Annotated in this window: 20 protein-coding genes; 6 read left to right on the top strand and 14 right to left on the bottom strand. The window is 34.5% G+C overall.

Annotated features, from left to right (window positions below):
* Nucleotides 1-1,039 precede the first annotated feature (1,039 nt).
* From ABH959_RS11120 to ABH959_RS11110, 3 genes are all read left to right on the top strand, one after another.
* Entirely contained in the window at nt 1,040-1,663 is a 624-nt protein-coding gene (locus ABH959_RS11120) for an acetylglutamate kinase (RefSeq protein ID WP_404492578.1), read from the top strand.
* A 129-nt stretch (nt 1,664-1,792) separates the two neighbouring features.
* Nucleotides 1,793-2,149 (top strand): hypothetical protein, encoded by a 357-nt coding sequence (locus ABH959_RS11115; protein ID WP_000606233.1) that lies wholly within the window; start codon nt 1,793-1,795, stop codon nt 2,147-2,149.
* 136 nt (nt 2,150-2,285) lie between these two features.
* Nucleotides 2,286-2,738 carry a hypothetical protein gene (locus ABH959_RS11110; RefSeq protein WP_404492577.1) on the top strand — a complete coding sequence of 151 codons (453 nt, stop codon included), beginning with the start codon at nt 2,286-2,288 and terminating at the stop codon, nt 2,736-2,738.
* 52 nt (nt 2,739-2,790) lie between these two features.
* On the opposite strand, the gene ABH959_RS11105 is transcribed toward ABH959_RS11110, so the two are convergent.
* Nucleotides 2,791-2,976 carry a hypothetical protein gene (locus tag ABH959_RS11105; protein WP_113734882.1) on the bottom strand — a complete coding sequence of 62 codons (186 nt, stop codon included), beginning with the start codon at nt 2,974-2,976 and terminating at the stop codon, nt 2,791-2,793.
* A gap of 130 nt (nt 2,977-3,106) precedes the next feature.
* Nucleotides 3,107-3,556, bottom strand: coding sequence for a DUF6884 domain-containing protein (locus ABH959_RS11100; protein WP_113938506.1), 450 nt, complete (start codon nt 3,554-3,556; stop codon nt 3,107-3,109).
* 319 nt (nt 3,557-3,875) lie between these two features.
* Here ABH959_RS11100 and ABH959_RS11095 point away from each other — a divergent pair, with 319 nt between their 5' ends.
* A complete protein-coding gene (locus ABH959_RS11095) occupies nt 3,876-4,064 on the top strand; it encodes a DUF4017 family protein (RefSeq protein ID WP_113938507.1) in 189 nt (62 codons plus the stop codon).
* Between the two features lie 21 nt (nt 4,065-4,085).
* Here the strand turns inward: ABH959_RS11095 and ABH959_RS11090 are convergent, their stop codons facing one another.
* From ABH959_RS11090 to ABH959_RS11070, 5 genes are all read right to left on the bottom strand, one after another.
* Entirely contained in the window at nt 4,086-5,783 is a 1,698-nt protein-coding gene (locus ABH959_RS11090; protein ID WP_404492576.1) for a M3 family oligoendopeptidase, read from the bottom strand.
* Between the two features lie 108 nt (nt 5,784-5,891).
* Nucleotides 5,892-6,821: a manganese-dependent inorganic pyrophosphatase gene (gene ppaC, locus ABH959_RS11085; RefSeq protein WP_002136748.1), complete on the bottom strand. Its 930-nt coding sequence runs from the start codon at nt 6,819-6,821 to the stop codon at nt 5,892-5,894.
* Nucleotides 6,822-6,972: 151 nt separating this feature from the next.
* On the bottom strand, nt 6,973-7,638 hold the full coding sequence (locus ABH959_RS11080) for a lytic polysaccharide monooxygenase (protein WP_085311559.1): 666 nt from the start codon (nt 7,636-7,638) through the stop codon (nt 6,973-6,975).
* A gap of 438 nt (nt 7,639-8,076) precedes the next feature.
* Nucleotides 8,077-8,592 carry a DinB family protein gene (locus ABH959_RS11075; protein ID WP_098776197.1) on the bottom strand — a complete coding sequence of 172 codons (516 nt, stop codon included), beginning with the start codon at nt 8,590-8,592 and terminating at the stop codon, nt 8,077-8,079.
* A 262-nt stretch (nt 8,593-8,854) separates the two neighbouring features.
* Entirely contained in the window at nt 8,855-9,358 is a 504-nt protein-coding gene (locus tag ABH959_RS11070; RefSeq protein WP_113938509.1) for a GNAT family N-acetyltransferase, read from the bottom strand.
* A 105-nt stretch (nt 9,359-9,463) separates the two neighbouring features.
* Between ABH959_RS11070 and ABH959_RS11065 the strand changes: the two genes are divergently transcribed.
* Nucleotides 9,464-10,105 (top strand): HD domain-containing protein, encoded by a 642-nt coding sequence (locus tag ABH959_RS11065; protein ID WP_113938510.1) that lies wholly within the window; start codon nt 9,464-9,466, stop codon nt 10,103-10,105.
* A gap of 85 nt (nt 10,106-10,190) precedes the next feature.
* Complete coding sequence (locus tag ABH959_RS11060; RefSeq protein ID WP_113938511.1) at nt 10,191-10,463, top strand: hypothetical protein; 273 nt, start codon at nt 10,191-10,193, stop codon at nt 10,461-10,463.
* Between the two features lie 55 nt (nt 10,464-10,518).
* Here ABH959_RS11060 and ABH959_RS11055 read toward each other — a convergent pair whose 3' ends face one another.
* The 7 genes from ABH959_RS11055 to ABH959_RS11025 form a co-directional block, all read right to left on the bottom strand.
* On the bottom strand, nt 10,519-10,884 hold the full coding sequence (locus ABH959_RS11055) for a carboxymuconolactone decarboxylase family protein (RefSeq protein WP_113937464.1): 366 nt from the start codon (nt 10,882-10,884) through the stop codon (nt 10,519-10,521).
* Nucleotides 10,885-11,008: 124 nt separating this feature from the next.
* Nucleotides 11,009-12,499: an alanine/glycine:cation symporter family protein gene (locus ABH959_RS11050; RefSeq protein ID WP_404492575.1), complete on the bottom strand. Its 1,491-nt coding sequence runs from the start codon at nt 12,497-12,499 to the stop codon at nt 11,009-11,011.
* A gap of 165 nt (nt 12,500-12,664) precedes the next feature.
* Nucleotides 12,665-14,149 carry an aldehyde dehydrogenase family protein gene (locus ABH959_RS11045; protein WP_113937466.1) on the bottom strand — a complete coding sequence of 495 codons (1,485 nt, stop codon included), beginning with the start codon at nt 14,147-14,149 and terminating at the stop codon, nt 12,665-12,667.
* 18 nt (nt 14,150-14,167) lie between these two features.
* Nucleotides 14,168-15,064: a 4-hydroxy-tetrahydrodipicolinate synthase gene (gene dapA / locus ABH959_RS11040; protein ID WP_219302637.1), complete on the bottom strand. Its 897-nt coding sequence runs from the start codon at nt 15,062-15,064 to the stop codon at nt 14,168-14,170.
* Between the two features lie 22 nt (nt 15,065-15,086).
* A complete protein-coding gene (locus ABH959_RS11035; RefSeq protein WP_113937468.1) occupies nt 15,087-16,028 on the bottom strand; it encodes a proline racemase family protein in 942 nt (313 codons plus the stop codon).
* Nucleotides 16,025-17,062, bottom strand: a complete 1,038-nt coding sequence (locus tag ABH959_RS11030; protein WP_242309406.1) for a proline racemase family protein — start codon at nt 17,060-17,062, stop codon at nt 16,025-16,027. Before ABH959_RS11030 ends, ABH959_RS11035 begins: the two co-directional genes overlap by 4 nt.
* Complete coding sequence (locus ABH959_RS11025) at nt 17,059-18,234, bottom strand: NAD(P)/FAD-dependent oxidoreductase (protein WP_404492574.1); 1,176 nt, start codon at nt 18,232-18,234, stop codon at nt 17,059-17,061. The genes ABH959_RS11030 and ABH959_RS11025 overlap by 4 nt, the downstream gene beginning before the upstream one ends.
* Nucleotides 18,235-18,367 lie beyond the last annotated feature (133 nt).

The following is an 18,367-nucleotide window of genomic DNA, read 5'->3' as shown; positions in this document are numbered from 1 at the left end:
ACTGATTCTCGCCACTTTGAATTTTATAAGTATTTGAGTTCTATTTGCTTTCTACGTTTTCCAACATAAAAAAACAAATCTAGTACACAAGAAGAAAGAATTTCAAAATAAATATTCATTTAATTTACCTTCCTAGAATACTACTAATCGTATACATATGAATTTGAGGAGGTTAAATTATGAAGAGTCGTTACAATAATTCCAACAAACCTAAAGCGTCAAATAAACAACTCCAATTCTCTAATAATGATGCGTGGAAATATGAATCATTTTATAAGTATCAGCCCTTATTTTCTTATAGCAAGCTTATGAATTTCCTTTCTCAACTTTTTAAACGTTAATACATGTGCCAAATATATATCATTCAAACAAATTTTCTCAACATATAACTTATAGACTTACTACAATACAGTTGTTACCATATATAATAATCTGTTAGATAAACCCCTTATGTTGACCTGCTTAAATTAGCAGGTCTTTTTTTATACTTGCATATCGCAATATATCGTAGCCTGGTTGAAAAGTCTTTTCTCCATTTTAGAACCCTATTCCGCTCTCCACAAATGATTATAATTCCAAAAAGCAAAATATAAATCCGCTACATTCATACAAGCAATTCATTTTTTCTCAATACACAAAGTGAATTTCATTTGTTACTATAAAAGTACTCTAGATGAGTTTTTGCTCATCAACATTATCTAGTTAAAGGGGTCTGCCACGGGAAGCAGACCCCTTTAACTTTATTAAAAAGTACCCTTCTTATTTGGACACATTTACCAGGTTTTTTTGAAAGAATTTTATGTTAATATTACGTAGTCGAGTCCGACATCTCGACAATACCCTTTAGAGGTCCTGTAATTTCCCTTGCAGGACCTCTATTATTTTAAAATTCTTTTGATTTATATATATCATAAGTATATTTTTCATTCCCCTTCAACTTTCTCCTTTTCCAACTCTCAAAAAAACTCTTGGACACGTAACTTAAAAATAACGTTTATCATATTGTGAGATATACATGTTCAAAGGAGTGTAACTATTTATGTATACTTATTGGCAATCGTATTACTCCCCTTATCATATCACTAATGGAAACTTCGATTCATTTGTAAGAAATTACCCAGTTAGTAAAAACGAAAACTTTCTAAAAGGATATATGCGTTCTTTATGGGAACAACACGTTGCTTGGACACGATTAGCCATTATAGGCATCATCTTTAACTTGCCCGACGTAAACGTTACCGTTGGACGTCTTCTACAAAATGCAACACACATGGGGCTATCACTTGAACCATTCTACGGAGAAAATGCAGTAAAAAAATATAGTGCATTAATTAAAGACCACTTAACAATCGCTGCTGATCTTGTTAAAGCCGCAAAAGCTAGTGATCAAAACGCAGCGGCCGCTATAGAAAAGAAATGGTACGCTAATGGAGACGAAATTGTTGAGTTTCTAACTAGTATCAATCCATATATAGAAAAAGAAGAATTTAGAAAAATGTTTTATGAGCATTTAGCGTTAACGAAAGCGGAAGCACTTGCCTTCCTAAATAAAGATTATGATGCCAGTGTAAAACTATACGATAAAATTGAAAAAGAAGCATTAGAAATGGCCGACATGATAACAAACGCAATCGTAAAACAATTTCCGCAAGTATTTCAATAAAAATAAGCCGATTTGAAAAAACAAATCGGCTTATTTAGCTTTCTATCAATGATATTTCACTACTCCTCTTTACATTTAACGTATATCGATATATTTTATTAATATCCGTTTTTTATAGGAGGAAATAGTTTGATTAACGCAATTGGTCTCGTATTTATTCTCACAAATAAGCACGAGAAAAAGAAGAAAGTTTATCTGAATGAAAAATTCGCATTAATAGACATTATTGATTCTAAAGAAGTATTTGATGATGAAGGTAACTCATTAGTAGAACTAACATGTAAATACAGCATATACTTAGACGAAAAATACTACTGTAAATCTCTCGATGATTATACTGGACAAGTATTCCCCTTCTTAAGCGCAAAAATAGGAAAGGGACTTCTTAGAAACTTAAATTATTACTTTTCTTACGTTGATGCCTATGATAAAAAACCACCTGTTAAAGAAATAAGACCTCTTATGAAACAAGTAACTAACAGATAACAATAATCATTCAAAAAGAAAGCATCTAATTTTTGATGTTTTCTTTTTTGAATCAAGAACTCGTTACCTTTCACCCTCTTCTAAATGTATGTACCCAGGCATACTTTAAATTAAAAACATTGGAGGATTAGACTGAATGAAATATTCAGAAACAATTGTTAGTAAACGGCTTCGAACACTAAAAATGTCTGGTATGTTTTTCATGATAGTTTTAATCGCATGGCTTGGATATACAAAATTACTTTATGAAAACGGATTTCTTCAAGAAAAGAAAAATTCAGTTGAAGTCATGAATACTAGCATTACAGGAGAAATTGAAAACACTTTTCATGTAAACTTACAAGGTTATCGTAAAACGAGCCTTGATATCGTAATAGATGCAAGTAAAACCGATCCGAGCGAACTATCATTAATTGAGCTCATCAATAAATCTTGTTCACAAGATTGCACAAGTGAACCTTCAACTTACGTTAAATCAAACCACGGATACATCTTTTATACAGAATCTAATGGTACGAATGTAGCTTTAAAAATAATAAAACAAGATTCATGGGGAATTGAAAAGAAATCCGTTCAAAAAGGAATTTAAAAGGTTCATACAAAAAAGAGTACTTTACTTCAAAGTACTCTTTCAAAGAAAATTACCACTTACGGCATTTGTCATCATCGTCGTCACGTTTACGATTGCGACGGCAATCATCACAATCACAGTCACGTTTACGTCTACAACCACAATCATCAAAATCTCTGCGTCTACATCTACCAAACATTAAATCATCCCAAAATCTATTACAATCTCTACGTCTACAACCACAATTATTACACATGAATATGCTTCCCCCTAATACAATATTAGAATTCATCATATTCTATGTTTAAAAGCGTAAAAAGGCTTGTTTAATAGTCTATTTTAAATGTATAAATGTGATATAATTTGAATCAAGTACTAATTCATGCCTATATTTCCTGCTGCCCTTCCACAGCCCCCTTCAACCTCTGCAACATATACCCAATCCCTTTACATCCTTCTAATGGATATGTAATGATTTCTTCTGGATATAGCTCCGTCACTACTTTTTTATGTTTCTTCCCTGCAAGTAAGACTATTTCATCAAACTGAAATAATCCTTTATCAATCATCTGTTGTTTTAATTGTTCAATACTAATAACCTCATCACTCTTTGAATCAAATGCAAGATCATAGTTTTCCTTTACAATATCATTTGGTCTTAAAAATCCATGCTTTGCTGATAATATAACCCAGTTCTCGAAAAACTCAGTTGCATACGCCTGACATGCTTTTCCGAATGGACTAATATATACATCTTTTGCCTCTGCCTCTCCGTAATTTGGATACTTATCCCAAATTTTCTTTTTTCCGCACGGAATAATGCATAATCTTTTCATTGTTATTTCTTACCTCGCTTCTATATTTCTTATGAAATATCAATTTTCCAGTACATTTTTTTACAGAATACTATATACTTATCTCGAAAGATAAAATTACATTATCTCCTATATTTAGTTTAATTTATTTCAGAACAATCTATTAAGCATATGTATTATTACATAAACACACCGTACTAAAGTCACTTTCATACAGCATGCAGACTCCTCATCCTTTAGTGAATTTGTAAAGATCTCGTAAAATCAAGTACACTTAATCTCCCAACCTCTATTTAATAGTACAATATATAAATGTAGTATAAAAAGGAGGTGAACAATTATGAAAAATATACTCCCAGCATTATTAGCTTATATTATTGTTTGTATCATCGCAATTATCATTCCAGCATCTGACGGCTATAATAATGTGGGATGGAAATTATTCGTTGGGCAAGCGTACGCAATACCTATTTTCATTATTACTGCTATTGTTACATTTTATATAAACAAGAAACGATCTTATGAATAAAGAGGATAGCGAATGCTATCCTTATTTTAATTCACTTATAAACTTCAACACAGCTCCAGCAGTACTTTGTACCGTTTCTTGCGAAAAATCAAATGTAACACCTGTATTTTCATAGATTTCCTGTATGGAAACATTCCAATCCGTACTCGTTCCCTCTTTAAAGAAAGTAATCGCTTTTTCTTGATTCTCCCGATATATTTGAAATAATTGTAGTGCTCCTAATTGTGCAATTGCATATTCAATTTTGTAAAAAGGATACTGAATATAATGGAACGATTCTATCCAACTCGCACCAAGCCCTTCCTCATAGCCTGTAATATCGATTGACGAAAATTTATACCTTTTACATAATTCAAGATATTTCTCATCCCGTTCTTCTGATGAATGATTTGGATTGGTATAGAGCCAATGCTGAAATAGATCACCTGAAACTGGCGTAATTAATAAAGACAAAGCTCGATGCAGTTGTTCTCGTTGTGCTTTCTTATATTCATTCTCTTCCTTATAAAAAATGTTAAGTTTATCCATTAGTAATAGCTCGAGACTATGAGAATACAACTCAGCTACTTCTTCACGAAGATATTTTTCTTGCATACTACTTTCATTGTTAAACTGTTTATTGAAATGAAGTGCATGACCCACTTCATGTATGAGTGCATTAATTGCGTTAAATGATGGACTAAAATTAGAATAAATAAAAACCTCTTGGTTATAAGGTAAGGTAAAACAAGCAGCCCCCGGCGCCTTATTTTCCCGTTCTTCTACGTCAATTAATCCTGATTTCCTTATATGAATAAATTCCTCATGAAAATATGAATCTGTCTTTCTTAACATCTCTTCAATCCCATCCAATAAATCATTGGAATTTTGAAATGAAACTTTCTGCAATGTACAAGGAGCAAGATCCCATGGGAGATACGCTTTTACACCAAGATCCTTTTTAAAAAGATTTCCTAATCGTTTCCATACGGGTACAACCAGCTTCTCTATAGATTCATGAAGCGTATAACAGTCTTCAATACTATATTCTCTGTTTTTTAGCTTAAAAATATATTCGCTATAATTGTTAAACCCTGCATTTAGGGCCATTTGATTCCGTAATTGTACAAGTTCATTCATAATACAATCTATTTCTGGTTTTACTACACTTCGTGCTTCACATAAAGCATGCCATGCCTTTTCACGAATGCTTCTATTTGGGTTATCCAACTCTGCTTTAACGTATGCGTACGTCCTTATTTCGTTGTTCCAATTGATTGTTATGTTAGACATAATTTCTCTATACTTCGTTATAAAACCCTCCTCATTAACGGCAAGAGAAATATTCTTTTCATTAAATAATTCGCTGTTCACCAATCTTACTTTTTTCATGTATCCGTATTTTCGTTCATCCAATAGCTTTGAAAACGGACAATCACTAAATTTCCGATCAAATTTTGCATTGTATTTTTTAAAAAGTGGTTGAATACTATTTTGGTTATATTTATGTAGATTACGTATTGTACTGTCTTTCGCATCTCTATACACAGCAATTAATTGACTCGTTAACACCTCTTCTACTTCAGCGGTTAAACGCTGTTCCTTTATTAGCCATTCCTCTAATTCAGCAACAGAAGAAATATTTTGATTTAAAAGTGATTGAAATTTGTTTTCCAACGTTTCCAAGTCATAACATTTCCTATTTCCATCCCTTTTTAACGTCTTTGAACCATTAAACATACGCAAACCTCCTTGTTTAAAATTATAATTTTCTGTCATTTTAAAAAAGAAAAAAACAAGCAGCCAATCTGACTACTTGTCCTTTCTCTTTATCCGTACTCAATATTATTAAGCTTGGAATGTTTCTGTTAATACAGGAACGATTTGTTTTTTACGAGATACAACACCTTTTAAAGTAGCTGTGTTGTTTTGTAATGTTACGTTGTATGCTTTCTCAACAACGTTTGTTGCTTTACCAATCGCAAGACCGACAGAATCGTTAGTTAAGATATCAGTTACAACGAATAAGAATAGGTCTAAACCTTTTTCTTCTACTACTGCAGTGATAACTTTTTCAAGTTCCGCTTGGTGTACAAGAACGTCGTTTGTATCAACAGCGTTTACTTGTGCGATTTCAACTTTCGCGTTACCCATTTGGAATTCTTTAGCGTCAAGGGAGATTAATTGCTCCATTGTTTTTCCGCTTAAATCAGCACCAGCTTTTAACATTTCTAAGCCGTAGCTATCTGCATCTACACCAGCGATTTCCGCTAATTCACGAGCTGCTGCTACGTCTTGTTCTGTGCAAGTTGGAGATTTGAATAGTAAAGAATCTGAAATAATTGCAGATAACATTAAACCTGCAACTTCTTTACGAATTGCAACGCCATTTTCTTTGTACATTTTGTTTAAGATTGTAGCTGTACAACCAACTGGCTCACAACGGTAGTATATAGGATCGCTTGTTTCAAAGTTAGCAATACGGTGATGGTCAATAACTTCTAACACACGAACAGATTCGATATCGTTAGCACTTTGTTGACGCTCGTTATGGTCAACTAAAATAACGTTGTCCACTTCGTTTGCTACTGTCTCAACAAAACGCGGTCCTTCTACTTTAAAAGAGTCTAACGCAAATTGAGTTTCACCGCTGATTTCGCCTAAACGTACAGGCTCAGCATTCATTCCTAATTCTTTTTTCAATTCTGCATAAGCAATCGCAGAACAAATTGCATCTGTATCTGGGTTTTTATGCCCGAAAACTAGTACTTTTTCCATGTTTTCCACCTCTTCATGAAAAGGATATCTTAAAGAAGCAAATATGACAATATTTTAGACACATTTTTTTATAAATAATTGTACTTTCTTCTATATTTTTCATAAAAAAGATCATCTAAAATGAATTAGATGATCAAAATGTATATTTAATTTAAAATAGTGTAGGAACTTGCACTACATTGTTAAAAGCAAAATTGGAATTTAAACCATTATTCACAAGGTTCACATCAATAACTTGATAAAACGCATTTCCAGTGTCCGCAATCTCCCAAACAGCTAAAATAAGATGGTAGCCACTACGGTCAGTTGGTACATTTGCTTCATGCGTTACTGTTGTCCCCGGTCTAACTCCGCCATCATTTTTTACATAGAACGGCACTAAATCTAAACTAGACCTTGTTAAAGGCATATTTGGATTCCAATCCTTCTTTGTAATGTAGTATTTCCATTCTTTCGTACTATGAGGAGCGGTTAGTTTCCACTTGAATGTATTCATCCCGCCGTTTAACGTAACTTTCTTCCACCTATCAACTGCTTGAACGTCTAAAGCAGGAAAATGACCAGCACCTGCAATTTGTCCATCAGAAGGTCCTAATTGCGGAAAGCCACCTATTCCTTCTACACTTTGTGGTTCATATTGAACTGGACCGCAATTTACATTTACCCCTTGCTTACATAAATAAGATCGGCTCGCTGGTGATTCTACATACCCATGAGCTGAAGCCTTTTCTGAAAATCCAAATGTTAATAATCCAGTAAGTAATATCCCACCACTTAACATAACCTTTTTTATCTTTTGTAAACTTGTCTTTTTCATTCTTTCATCCCCTTCCCAAAAATGAAACGAAAATAACTATAGTTGCCTAGTCATCTTCTCTACATCCATTATAAGTGGAAGAGCATTACTAAAAGAACCCTCTAAAAACTTTCTCCAATTCGTTTAGCTACAAAAATATCAATTCTTCTTCACATTTTAATTACCAGTTATCAAATCTATTATTTATTTTGTCGTTTTATTGTTAAATACTTATAACACCGTCTGAAAATACAAACGGCGTTAAAGTAGTTAATAATTACTTACAATTATATATCACAGTGTAGCTTCGAAAAAAGTTTGATTACATTAACTCTATAAAGCTAGATAAAATAATACAAAGACAAAGTGTGTTTTGAAAAAGATTGATCTAAACACGCTTTAAATATACTCAATTAAACCATTCGTTTATAAATAAATTACGAAATTGGCAAAGGCAGTCTAATTATCGAATAGCCCTCTTCCTCTCAGATTTGCGGAAACAGGCTCCTTTCCTATTTCACGTGCCCATATAGATAACTGGCCGATATGGTGGATTTCGTGGACAATGACATGACGTATTATCTCTCCGTGTGTACATTCAATGACTCGGCGCCTAATTGATGCGTCTCTAGAGCTAATCGGTTCTTCATTGAAATCAGTTTCTGAAAGTTTCCGAGAATCCATTTCATTTGTCCAAGATGTCACAAATGGCTTCACTTTCTCGTGATATTGAGCTGAGAGATTTTTTACTTTTTGCAAGCTGGCATACTCTTCAAACAATGGCTCCTCAGGAACTGGCTCACCTCGCAAACCTAAGATCCACATATATTCCACATCTACAATGTGAAATAAAGTATGTAGGATACTACCGAACCCACCGACCCGTTTCTTTAATAGTTCTTCATCCGGCATGTCTTCGCACAATGTAAACCACTCATCACGAACTTGCCAATTATATTGAAACAGTTTCAACATGACAGCAACCTCCATCTTTTAGATTAACATTTAATATTCACCAAAAGACTTCAAAATCAAAATCTAAAAAACTGTTAAAATTCTCTACAGACTAGCCCTTTAAATTAAACATTCCAGATGAAGTTAAAGGGTCAAAAGAAAAAAACTATTATACAGGATTTCACCAAACTTTATTTTGAATTATTAATCTTTTTTGCAAATCAACACACAGACATAATAACAAATATGTCGTTTGAAATTATCTCCCTTTTCAAATAAAAAACTAAATCATTTTATAATAAATTACTGTTGCATCTAACTCACCATTCGGAGAAATTGCATACCCTGGTATTTTACCGGATTCTTGATAGTCTAACGACTTGTACAATCTATTCGAGGGATCTCCTTCTCTAGTATCTAACACTAAAAGAGACCTGTTTTCTTGCTTTGCTCGTTCCTCTGCTTTTTGCATAAGTGAACGTCCAATACCGTTACGTCTAAAGTTTGGATGAGTCATTAACTTGCAAATTTCAGCTCTATGTATCCCGTTAGGCTTTGTAACTAAATGTAATTGAACACTGCCCGCCACTTCATTGTTTATTTTAGCAACATACAATATCACTTCTGGTGCTAATACAGTTTGCCAATACTTCGCTGCTTCTTTTTCTTCTAGTGGAGGTAAAAAACCTATTGACGCCCCATCATCTACTACAGTTTTCAACAGTTCAGAAAGCTCTTCAATATCATTTTCTAGTTGCTTAATTTCTTCAATTACTAAATTTCGCATTACTTTTCCCCCTTTTATTTCATTGTAACAACTTTTAAAGAAGGAATAATGAAATTCTAAGATGAAATTATTAAATATATGATTTTTTAGAGAAAGGATACCTATATGAAATATATATTAGATAGGACATATGCAAGAGAATTACTCCAGTGGGCATATGAACAAAACCCAGGTCCGTGGTTCGATCATTCACGTAATGTTGCCCTTGCAACTGAAAAGATAGTTGTTGAACTTATTAATAATGGGTACGACCTAGATGCTGATATAGCATACAACGCTGCCCTCCTGCATGACATAGGAAGATATAAAGGTTTTACTAAATCTGTTATTCATTCCTATGATGGTTATATGTATATGAATGATTTAGGGTATACAGGAAACGCCATTATATGTGTGACGCATTCATTTCCTTGCAAAAATGAACATATAGATATCGCAGCGGAGTGGAGCATTGTTCCTGATTATATGGAAAGCCGGTTAATTGAAATATTGAATAAAAATAGTGACTATGACTTATACAATAAAGTAATTACTCTTTGCGACGCTCTCGCTGATGCGGATGGATTTACTACTCTTGAAAAAAGATTGATTTCAGTTGGTTTACGTCATGGCACAACCTCTCATACTTCTTTACATTGGAAGGGATTCTATGCAATTAAGAAAGAATTAGAATCTTTAATTGGTAAGAGCATATACACACTTCTCCCTGATATAGAGACATCGATTTATAAAAATATAGAATATTAAAATAAACACAACTTAAAAACGCTAAAATTTGTATGTATGATTCTAAAAAACTCTTTCAAAATTGGAGGGAATAATTATTAGTAAAATGGGATTTGACTTGATAGAACATAAAGGTAACTTTGATTTTGGATATGAAGATATTACGGGTATATCTCGGAAATGTAAATTTTCTAATTGTTCGCATACAAATGAACCACACTGTGCAATAAAAAAAGCTATCTCTGACGGCATACTTTCTGAAGAAATATTTAATAGTTATTATAGAGATTTAAACGAGCTACAATATGTTTCTAAACAGAGTAATAAAACAAAAGCTATTGATTATATGAAACAATTGAAACTCTTCCAAAAAAATTAGGCTAAACTAAAAAGCCCTCCTTAAAATAATTTTTTCAAGGAGGGCTTTTTCTTGTTTAATGACTTTGATGTTTCAATTCCACCAGACATTCTTGTACTAAGGTTACTGCCTGACTCATTGCAGCTCCCCCAGCAAACGCGGCTGAAACACCACAAGCTTCTAAAATTTCTTTATCAGAACATCCTTGGTCGATACAGCCCTTCGTATGATAAATCGTACAATATTCGTCTTGTGTTGCTAAACTAATCCCTAATGCAATGAGCTGCTTTTCTCTTTTAGTTAATGTACCCTCCTGAAAACATGCTTGTGTAAAAGCGTTATATGTTTCTGCAATTTCAGGGATTTGTTGCGTAAAATTCCCTATACCTTCTTTGTAATGAAGTAATACATCATTTATAGATCCATATTGTTGATTTTCCATCGTATATCCTCCATTCATTTTATTCACACTTACTTTAGTATGAGATAAAATGAAGGACATATACAAATATTTACCTTAAAAATAGAATGAATTTTCAGTTTATTTAACTTTTAAATTTGCACGTCTACAGTTTCAGCTCATTATCCACCGACACTTTTTCTTTAGAGCTTATCCTTTCAACCTCTTTACTACGCTCTTCCCAAATCGTTAAACCTTCAATTCCTACTTTTTTAGGATCAAAAACCGGATCTTTTCCTTCTTTTTTCTGCGTTTCATAATCTTTTAACACTTTTAATGCAGTTTTGCTTAACAATAGGATTGCTATAAGGTTTAACCATGCCATACTACCAATTCCTAAATCTCCGAGGTTCCATAAAAACGAAGCTGATTCTACACTACCGATGTATACCATAATTAAAAATCCAATTTTTAATACTGGTTTTAACCAGCTATATTTGAGCCCACGATCTAAATAAGTAAGCGTCGTTTCAGCGATATAGTAATAAGCAAGCAAAGTTGTAAATGCGAAGAAGAAGATTGCGATTGAAATAAATATTGGACCAAATCCGGTCATAACAGTTTCAACTGCTTGTTGTGTATAAATTGGACCTGCTTCCACATTTCCTATATTCCGTACAATTGCGCTTTTCCCTTCAGGTATAACATTATACATACCTGTTATTAATATCATAAGAGCTGTCGCTGTACATACTACAATTGTATCGATATATACAGAAAAAGCTTGCACTAACCCTTGTTTTGCAGGATGCGATACTTCAGCAGCTGCAGAGCTATATGTTGCTTCTCCTACACCAGCAACGTTTGAAAATACTGCACGCTTTACTCCCCATGCAATAGCTGCCCCAACGATTCCTCCAAACATTTCATTTACACCAAATGCACTTGAGAAAATTAAAGCAAACATACTTGGAATTTCCGTTACATTCGCAATTAATACGATACATGTAACAATTACATACCCAATTGCCATAAATGGAACTAACATTTGTGAAACGCCTGCAATTCTCTTTACTCCACCAAAAATAATCGCTGCCAATAATACAACTAAAAATATACCAGTTATATATTTGCTAATACCATTAGAATTTTCAAATCCAACTGCGATACTACTCGATTGAATACCTGGTAATAAAACGCCATATGATAGTGTTACAACGACCGCTACAATGACCGCAAACCATTTCATTTTCAAGCCTTTCTCAATGAAATATGGCGTACCACCACGGTATTCATTGCCTACTTTACTTTTATATACTTGTGCTAATGTTGATTCAACAAATGCACTAGCTGCTCCTAATAATGCCATCACCCACATCCAAAATACAGCTCCAGGTCCGCCGAAAGCGATAGCTGTCGCTACTCCTGCGATATTACCAATTCCAACCCTACCTGATAACGCCAAACAAAATGCTTGAAAGGATGATATCCCAGTCTCCGAGCTCTTCCCTTCAAATAATAGTTTAATCATCTCCTTAAAATAGCGAATTTGTAAAAAACGAGTTGCAATTGTGAAATACACTCCTGCTCCTAATGCGAAAACAACTAAGCCAATACTCCAAACTTGCCCTACTAACCATTCTACTAACTGCTCCATCCAAATCCCCCTTATCATTCTTTTGAAAAAGCAATTTTATATATAAGAAAACGGACAACCTTTATCCTACCTACCAGTTGTCCGCATCTCTTACTATATTTCATCATTCTTTTATTCTTCTATCCTGCTATTCGCAGGCAGTAAAGCTCCTCAGCGAATAGCGTTTCACTTTATATTTACCCAAACACTTTTCACTTCTGTATAGTTATCAAGCGCATACGAACCTAACTCACGTCCAACACCAGATTGCTTATATCCACCAAATGGTGCAGCTGCATTTTCTAAGTTATAATCATTAATCCACACTGTTCCTGCCTTTAATTTATTGGCAACTTGATGTCCGGTTTTAATATTTTGTGTCCATACGCCCGCAGCAAGCCCGTAAGACGAGCGATTTGCTCTTTCAATTACTTCTTCTGTCGAATCGAACGGGAGTACAACGACAACTGGTCCGAAAATTTCTTCCTTAACGATTGTCATATTGTCTGTAACATTTGTGAATACTGTTGGCTGTACAAAATAACCTTTTTCAAATGCACGTTCACCGCCCGCTGCAACAGTAGCACCTTCAGCTCTTCCTTGTTCAATGTAATTTAGCACACGCTCTTGTTGTTTTTTAGATACGAGCGGTCCCATTTCAGTTTCCGCCTCCATACCTGCTCCAAGCTTCACGTTATTTGCCATTTTCACAAGTTCATTTACGACTGTTTCATAATGCTTTCGATGAACGAAAACTCGAGATCCTGCGCTACAATTTTGACCATGATTATACATAATTCCTTGGAACGCACCGTTAATCGCTTCTTCTAAGTCAGCATCTTCTAAAATGATGTTTGGTGACTTACCACCAAGTTCTAATGTTACATGTTTAATTGTTTCTGCAGATTGACGCATAATGTATTTCCCTGTAACTGTTGAACCTGTGAAAGCTACTTTATCAATATCATGATGGTTTACAATTGCAGCTCCTGCTTCAGGTCCGAAACCTGGTACAAAGTTTACGACACCGTTTGGAAAACCAGCTTCTTTAAAAAGCTTCGCTGTATATAGTAAAGATAAAGGTGTTTGCTCTGCTGGTTTTAATACAATCGTACAACCTGTCGCAAGAGCGGCTCCCATTTTCCAAGAAGACATAACGAGCGGAAAATTCCACGGAATAATTTGACCTACAACGCCAACCGGTTCATGGCGTGTGTAATTTAAATAATCTTTTGAAATTGGAATTGTTTGCCCGATAATTTTTGTAGCCCATCCCGCGTAATAGCGGTAATTTTCTACAGTCGCTGCAATATCATCATCAAGTGCTACTTGATATGGTTTTCCATTATCTAAAGCTTCCAGCTGTGCTAATTCTTCTCTATGCTCTTCAATTAAATCTGCTAATTTATAAATAAGATGTGCTCTTTCAGCAGTAGTCATCTCTGCCCACGGGCCTGATTCAAAAGCAAATCTTGCCGCTTTTACTGCGATATCAACATCATCTTCTTGCGCTTCACATACAACCGCTAGAACGTCTTCTGTCGCTGGATTGTATGTTTCAAACGTCTTCCCACTAATAGAAGGAACAAATTCGCCATTAATAAACATTTTAATTTCTTCATTTAAAAACGCTTTCACTTTTGGTTTCAGCTCAATGTTTGTCGTTAACATATATACTCTCCTCCTTATTTAAACAGCTGCATGAGCTGCAATTTCTGATAAAATCGTTTGAAGCTTTTGATCTTCTTCTTCCGTTAATCCTAATCTCGGATAGCGAGAAGGTCCTCCGACTTGCCCATGTAATTCCATTGAACGTTTAACGATTTGCACATACTTTCCTGATCCTTCAAGAAACTCACAAAGAGGTAAAATAGCATCGTTCATTTCCCACGCTTTTTCTAATTCACCATTTTGAAAATGCTCATACATTTTCGTAACGAGTCCTGGAACGATATTTCCTGCTACTGAAACCCATCCCGATGCACCAACTAAATAAGATTCCATAACTAAATCTTCAGATCCACAGAAGACTTGAAAAGCACCTTCGCCTTGTCTTACTAAATCTCTCGCTTTTCGAATATCTCCGCTAGATTCTTTAATATGTGTAACATTTTCACATTCTTTTCCAATACGGAGCATTAGCTCTGTACTCATATCAACACCAGAAGTAAATGGATTATTGTATAGCATAATTGGTATATTTACAGCGTTTGAGATTTCTTTAAAATGAAAATAAATTTCCTCTTCTTTCGGTTTACAGTAATACGAGTTTATAATTAAGGCACAATCTGCTCCGTGCGCTTCTGCATGTTTCGTATATTCAATCGTTTCTTTCGTCGTCTCCGCAGCAGTTCCAACAATAACTGGAATACGGCCATCAACTTCTTTTAATACTGTTTCTACCATGTTAAATCGTTCTTCTTTTGATAAACTAACAAATTCTCCCGTACTTCCATTAATAATAATTCCAGCTACTTTTTGCTCAATAAAGTAGTTTACGTTTTGTTTTACACCTTTCCAATCAATCTCTTGAAACTCATCCATTGGTGTTATTAATACTGGAAATGCCCCTTTAATATTTTGCATCTTTATCTCTCCCTTTAACATATTATTTTAATAAGAAACCTGTTGGAAACGGATCGGTAGGATCTAATATAAATGTTTGCATACCTGTAATAAACCCTCTACTTTCAAATCGGAAAATGTATCCGAGTTCTTCTTTCTTCACTTTTTCTACTGTTATAAAGCTATTAAAAATACTTTCATTTTTAAAAGGTTTATCCGCTATATATTCATTTTTAAATAAAGCATGAACATAAGACACAATAGTAGAAACAAAACCTGGTGAACGTACTATAAAGTTATCTTCATGAAATGTAATCGACTTTATATGGTTCTTTTCTTTTTGCATAGAATCTACTAAAATAAGTCTTTTTATTAATGACTGTTTTTGTATATTTTGAAGTGTAGCTTCACCCCATTTTTTTAATTTAGAGATGTTTTCAATACTGATTTCTGGCGAATACGTATCCTTTTCTACAACTGCATATACTTTATCTGCCTGTATGAGAGAGTAACTTATATTACCAATCTTTAAATTTTTTTCAATCATATAACATAGTTTACTTTCAAACGAAACAGATACAACTTCATCATTCTCTACATATGCATCCACTGAAAATATGCCAGATAGCGTTTCGATTTTGTATTGATTAGACTCTCTCTTTTTTAAATACCCGCTTTCTAGTAACATCGTTATTACTGCGACAATGCCTCCGTAATGAAGAAGAATGGATCCTTCATGATTAAAAAACAATACAGCTGCATCCACTTCATTATGAATAGAAGGAACGACAATACACCCATTTAAACCGATAAAACCACGTGGTTCATTTAATAAAAGCTTCATTTCTTCTGCTAATTCACCTGAAAATTGTTCGTTTAATTGCTCCAAACTGTAATAGTATTTGCATGGTACGTCTTTCATTACACGAAACGCCTCGCCATTTACGTGTACGTCTACTGCTGTATACATTTTTTGAATATTCATTTTACATCCTCCGTTTCATGTTCCATCGGCGGAATTAGCAAAAAGCCTTCTTTAAGTGGATCCTTTTCATTGTAAAAAAATCTATGCATACCCATAAGCCAAGCTGATCCTGTAATTTTCGTTATTACAGCTTCAATATTTTCCACATATGTCGTATTTATGACACACCCTTTAAATAATGAGCCAACGATACTCTCATGAATAAACTCTTCATCGATTTTAATTTTTTTATGAGCGTATAATACAGCTAACTTCGCTGATGTTCCCGTGCCACATGGAGATCGATCAATTCCTCCTGGCGGAACAACAACTGTATTTTTCACATGCGCACTTTCATGAGTAGGATCTGTATAAAATTCAACATGTGTTAATCCCCTTATAAACGAATACTCTGGATGAATGATTTCAAACTTCTCATTAATTGTATTTCTAATATGAATCGCCTTATCAATGATTGTAGATGCGTTTTCTGGTACTAACTCTAAACCAACTGACTTCGCATCGATAATGGCATAAAAATTCCCTCCATACGCAATATCCGCCTCTACAGTTCCAATTTCTTCGACGTGTACAGAAATATTTTTCAGTAAAAAAGCTGGTATGTTACAGAAGGAGACTTCTTTCGCTTTCCCATCTTGAACAGAAATATCTACTTCAACTAAGCCAGCTGGTGTATCTAGCTTTAAAGAAGTAACCGGTTCAATTACTGGAATTAAACCTGATTCAACTAAAGCTGTACATACACCGATTGTATCGTGGCCACACATCGGCAAATATCCACCTGTCTCTATGTATATAACACCTATATCAGCTTCAGGATGACACGGATCTGTTAATAGTGCTCCTGACATTACATCATGACCACGTGGCTCATTCATTAACAATTTCCGAATCCAGTCATACTCCTTTTTCATATGTAACATCTTCTCTGCCATCGTCTCTCCAATTAACTTAGGAAGTCCGCTAATTAATGTCCTCGTTGGATTCCCTCCTGTATGTGTATCAATCGTCGTAAAGACTCTTTGTGACCTCATCCGTTTAACACCCTTTCTGTAAAACGACTCAAACGAAGTGGTTCAATAGGAATGATTGTTTCTTTTTCATTTAATAACTCTTCAATCACTTTCCCAGTAACTGCCGCAAGACTAATTCCATCACCTTCATGTCCTGCTGCTATAAAGTAGTTCGGAATATGTTCCACTCCTGAAATGATTGGCAAATGATCTTCTGTCCACGGGCGTAATCCAGCATATGAACGAATCACCATCATATCTGCCATTTTCGGATAAAAACGAATTGCTCTATTTGCAATACATTTAATAACCTCGTTATTTATCTTCGTATGAAACCCTACAAACTCTCTACTACTACCAATTAAAAAATTTTGGCTTTCTGTCGGTTCAAATACAAGAGCTACCCCGTATTTCTCAGTTAAAGCATCCACTTTTCGTTTTCCACCAAATTTAGAAATTAAATAACCAAATTCCATTACTTTACGGCAGCCAACGTGTTGTTGCCTTGAAGCTACAATAATATGTCCCTTTCTCGGTTCAATTGGGATATTCACATCTAACATCTGTCCAATTTTAGGAGCCCACACACCGGCTGCGTTCACCACTTGTTTCGCAGTAAACGTTCCATTTGTCGTTTCTACAATAAAGGAACCGTCTATATCTCTTTTCACTTCTTTAACTTCCGTATGATTAAAAGCTTTTGTACCAAATTTCTTCGATTCTGTAAGAAGTGAAAAAGCAAGAAGATATGGATTTACAGTTGAATCCGTTGCACATTCTAAACCACCCAATAAATCATCTGCAAAAAATGGTGATTCTTCTTTTATATCTTGCCTATCAAGCATTCGAAACGGTAATCCAGCTTCTTTTTGACGATTTACCCATTGCTGTGCTGCCTCCATCTCTTCGTCTGATTCACAAACGAGAATGCTTCCTGGCGCTCTATATTCAAATGAGTGCTCCAACTCTTCACTTAATTCAGTTACTAAATTTTGACTTACTAACGACATTTGACTATCAAACCCTGGGTCTTTATCAATAGCCAAAATGTTCCCGTCACACCGTGAAGACGTCCCACTGACAAATTCCCCTTTTTCGATGATTGTTACGTCTCTTCCGTATTCTGATGTATAGTACGCGATAGAGCAGCCTATAATACCACCGCCTATTATTAAAACGTCACAGTGTCTCACATAGCGCCCCTCCTTTCTCCTAAATCTCTCACTTTCTATTTATGCAATTGGTGTGCCAACTCTACATACAGAACTATTTATATGAAATAATTTTTATTTGTAAAAATATTTTAAATTTATCGTAAATAGGTGT

This window comes from Bacillus sp. RC51, assembly GCF_044908115.1.
Lineage (GTDB): Bacteria > Bacillota > Bacilli > Bacillales > Bacillaceae_G > Bacillus_A > Bacillus_A mycoides.
The sequence above is the reverse complement of the archived record's forward strand: the minus strand, read 5'-3'. Positions and strand labels throughout refer to the sequence as shown.

Coding starts and splice junctions, on each gene's coding strand:
- ABH959_RS11120 (WP_404492578.1), top strand. CDS start 1,040: ATGTATACTTATTGGCAATCGTATTACTCCCCTTATCATATCACTAAT.
- ABH959_RS11110 (WP_404492577.1), top strand. CDS start 2,286: ATGAAATATTCAGAAACAATTGTTAGTAAACGGCTTCGAACACTAAAA.
- ABH959_RS11105 (WP_113734882.1), bottom strand. CDS start 2,976: ATGTGTAATAATTGTGGTTGTAGACGTAGAGATTGTAATAGATTTTGG.
- ABH959_RS11100 (WP_113938506.1), bottom strand. CDS start 3,556: ATGAAAAGATTATGCATTATTCCGTGCGGAAAAAAGAAAATTTGGGAT.
- ABH959_RS11095 (WP_113938507.1), top strand. CDS start 3,876: ATGAAAAATATACTCCCAGCATTATTAGCTTATATTATTGTTTGTATC.
- ABH959_RS11090 (WP_404492576.1), bottom strand. CDS start 5,783: ATGTTTAATGGTTCAAAGACGTTAAAAAGGGATGGAAATAGGAAATGT.
- ppaC (WP_002136748.1), bottom strand. CDS start 6,821: ATGGAAAAAGTACTAGTTTTCGGGCATAAAAACCCAGATACAGATGCA.
- ABH959_RS11080 (WP_085311559.1), bottom strand. CDS start 7,638: ATGAAAAAGACAAGTTTACAAAAGATAAAAAAGGTTATGTTAAGTGGT.
- ABH959_RS11075 (WP_098776197.1), bottom strand. CDS start 8,592: ATGTTGAAACTGTTTCAATATAATTGGCAAGTTCGTGATGAGTGGTTT.
- ABH959_RS11070 (WP_113938509.1), bottom strand. CDS start 9,358: ATGCGAAATTTAGTAATTGAAGAAATTAAGCAACTAGAAAATGATATT.
- ABH959_RS11065 (WP_113938510.1), top strand. CDS start 9,464: ATGAAATATATATTAGATAGGACATATGCAAGAGAATTACTCCAGTGG.
- ABH959_RS11060 (WP_113938511.1), top strand. CDS start 10,191: ATGGGATTTGACTTGATAGAACATAAAGGTAACTTTGATTTTGGATAT.
- ABH959_RS11055 (WP_113937464.1), bottom strand. CDS start 10,884: ATGGAAAATCAACAATATGGATCTATAAATGATGTATTACTTCATTAC.
- ABH959_RS11050 (WP_404492575.1), bottom strand. CDS start 12,499: ATGGAGCAGTTAGTAGAATGGTTAGTAGGGCAAGTTTGGAGTATTGGC.
- ABH959_RS11045 (WP_113937466.1), bottom strand. CDS start 14,149: ATGTTAACGACAAACATTGAGCTGAAACCAAAAGTGAAAGCGTTTTTA.
- dapA (WP_219302637.1), bottom strand. CDS start 15,064: ATGCAAAATATTAAAGGGGCATTTCCAGTATTAATAACACCAATGGAT.
- ABH959_RS11035 (WP_113937468.1), bottom strand. CDS start 16,028: ATGAATATTCAAAAAATGTATACAGCAGTAGACGTACACGTAAATGGC.
- ABH959_RS11030 (WP_242309406.1), bottom strand. CDS start 17,062: ATGAGGTCACAAAGAGTCTTTACGACGATTGATACACATACAGGAGGG.